We start from the raw sequence: 2,765 nt of genomic DNA on the forward strand, positions 1-2,765 counted from the left end.
ATACCGCTGGAACATCCAGCCGCCCCTACCCGGAGGTTATGGAAACCCTGGCGCTGCTTAAGGAAAAAGGCTTCAAACAAGCCATCATTACCAACAAGGAAACGCGCTACACCGAGAAGATAATCGCCGCTCATGGTCTTGGACAGTACATGGACATGGTTATTTGGCCATATTCTTCCATTCACCGCAAAAGCAACATCCTTTAACTTATCAAAGAAAGGAGCACCGTCTTCACCTAATAAAATTAACTCTTCATCAAAGAGCCAATCATTAACATAATCAACAATTTTGTTAGCTCCCCAATAAGGTATATCTCCTTTTTTCTCTCCTCGCTCAATCGCATTCAAAGGCACACGTTGTCCATCTAAGCATTTAGTTAAGTATTTAATTCTCAATATATTCCAATCAACTGGAATAGCACCTAATTCTTTCGCGCATGAATCTTTATACTCTGCATAACGTGGAAAGCTCATGCCTGTTCTCCTTGTGGCATATTTTGCACATAAAACTCATGTAACTTGGCTTGTAACAACTGTTTATCGGGCAATTGCGTCACATACTCCGCAATCAAGGCAGGCGACAACGAACGATTAAGCGCGTATTCCACCACCTCATCATCCTTACTCGCACACAACAACACCCCAATTGCAGGGTTTTCGTGGGGCTTACGATGGTCTTGGTCTAAAGCCTCTAAATAAAAATTAAGCTGCCCAAGGTCACGCGGCTCAAACGCTGTCACTTTTAACTCAATCGCAACCAAACAATTTAAACCTCGATGAAAAAACAACAAGTCTAAGGCAAAGTCTTGTTTGCCTACCTGTAAAGCATACTCACTGCCAATAAAGCAAAAGTCACGACCAAGCTCTAATAAAAAATCCCTCAGTTTAAGCAACAACCCTTTATGCAAATCCGCTTCGTTATGTGCAGAAGGTAAATTAAGAAACTCAACCACATAACTATCTTTAAAAACATCCAGTGCTTTTGGGTAGTGTTGTGCCACAATCGGCGATGTTTTTACAGGGCTTAATACCACACGCTCAAATAAAGCCGTATTAAATTGACGCTCTAACTCACGCTTGCTCCATTTTTCTTGAATGGCCATTTTTAAATAAAACTCGCGTTCTTCGGGGCGTTTGCTGCGGCTAAGAATGGTGAGATTATGTGTCCACGATAATTGTGTCACCAGTGGTGACACTTTTGTATCACCTTGATAAGCTTCATAAAATTGACGCATTCTAAATAAGTTACGTTGCGTAAAACCGCGTAAATTGGGTTGTGTTTGTGCAATAAAATCCGCAAGTTGAGCCACAACACCATCACCCCATTCGGCAGAGGCTATTTTTTTGCTAATCAATTCGCCAACTTGCCAATATAAATCAATTAACTCGGTATTAGCTGCGCGGTAAACACGTTGCTTGGCCGAATCAATTAGGCGTAACACATCGTCAAAGGCTGTTTGTGTGGTGGTGGGCGTAGAGTTTTGCTTCATGCCGATAATCCTGCAATCATCGCCAAAATACTGTCCGTCACTTGTTTTAAGTCGGCATCAATCTCGGCTAAATCGCGTGGCGGTTCAAACACATAAAAATGACGATTAAACGGCACTTCATAACCAACTTTGGTTTTATCAAAGTCAATCCACGCATCGGGCGCATGAGGCAATACTTCACGCTTAAAATAGGTTTCAATATCCTCACTTAACGGCACATTCTCCGTATCGCGTAAATTGGCATCGGCCATTGGTTTGCCTTTGTTTTTACCTTTGGTGTTTAGCACAATGTTGCCTTGCTCATCACGCAACGGACGTTCAACGGTGATAGTGTTATAACCAAATTCGCTATTTTTAAAGATGCGAGCAATCGGCACAAGTTTGACTTTGCCACCTTGCGGCGCAATAGGGGCAGGGCTGTGATTGTTAATCAATTGGCGGCTGATTTCTTTACCTTCAGCATCCAACACCGTCGCCAAGTCTGCTTCTAAAAACTGACCAAACAAACGAGTAATATCGGCAATATGCTCGTCGGATAATTCTTTGCGCTTACTACCTAAAGACTTACGCATCTTTTGCCAAAAACTAGAGGCATCAATTAACTGAACTAAACCTTTACGGTGGCTCGGTTTACGGTTAGATAAAATCCACACGTAAGTGCTAATGCCTGTGTTGTAAAACATATCAGTCGGCAAACCGATAATCGCTTCAACTAAATCGTTTTCTAACACATAACGCCGAATTTCACTTTCGCCACTACCTGCGCCACCCGTAAACAGCGGTGAACCATTCAAGACAATACCCAAACGACTACCGCCATCCACAGCAGGGCGCATTTTAGAAATTAAGTGCATCAAAAATAACAACGAACCATCGCTAACACGCGGTAAACCTGCACCAAAACGACCATTAAAACCTTGTTGTTCGTGTTCTTTGCGAATGTCTTTTTCGACTTTTTTCCACTCCACACCAAACGGAGGATTAGACAGCATATAGTCAAATTTCTTGTGTGGATGACCATCGTCCGACAGCGTGTTACCAGCGACAATATTGGCGACATCCTGACCTTTAATGAGCATATCGGCCTTACAAATAGCAAAGGACTCGTCGTTAAGCTCTTGGCCAAACATGGTTAACCGTGATTGTGGGTTTAACTCGGCTAAGTATTCACCAGCCACTGACAACATTCCGCCTGTGCCTGCCGTTGGGTCATAGATGGTACGCACAACACCTGCTTTGCTTAATACTTCGTCATCTTCAATAAACAGCAAGTTCA

Annotated in this window: 3 protein-coding genes; 1 reads left to right on the forward strand and 2 read right to left on the reverse strand. The window is 42.9% G+C overall.

Going from position 1 to position 2,765, the window contains the following annotated elements; all coding sequences use genetic code 11:
• Positions 1-38: 38 nt before the first annotated feature.
• The gene (locus Q0212_RS16765) at positions 39-206 is read left to right on the forward strand and encodes an HAD family hydrolase (RefSeq protein ID WP_367175426.1); all 168 of its coding nucleotides are present in this window, start codon (positions 39-41) and stop codon (positions 204-206) included.
• Positions 207-469: 263 nt separating this feature from the next.
• Here Q0212_RS16765 and Q0212_RS00640 read toward each other — a convergent pair whose 3' ends face one another.
• Positions 470-1,489 (reverse strand): PDDEXK nuclease domain-containing protein, encoded by a 1,020-nt coding sequence (locus Q0212_RS00640; protein ID WP_297920708.1) that lies wholly within the window; start codon positions 1,487-1,489, stop codon positions 470-472.
• Positions 1,486-2,765 (reverse strand): class I SAM-dependent DNA methyltransferase (locus Q0212_RS00645; RefSeq protein WP_297920710.1); only part of this gene is annotated, 1,280 nt, incomplete at its 5' end. The genes Q0212_RS00640 and Q0212_RS00645, both read right to left, overlap by 4 nt.

Source organism: uncultured Agitococcus sp. (genome assembly GCF_937920075.1).
GTDB lineage: Bacteria > Pseudomonadota > Gammaproteobacteria > Pseudomonadales > Moraxellaceae > Agitococcus.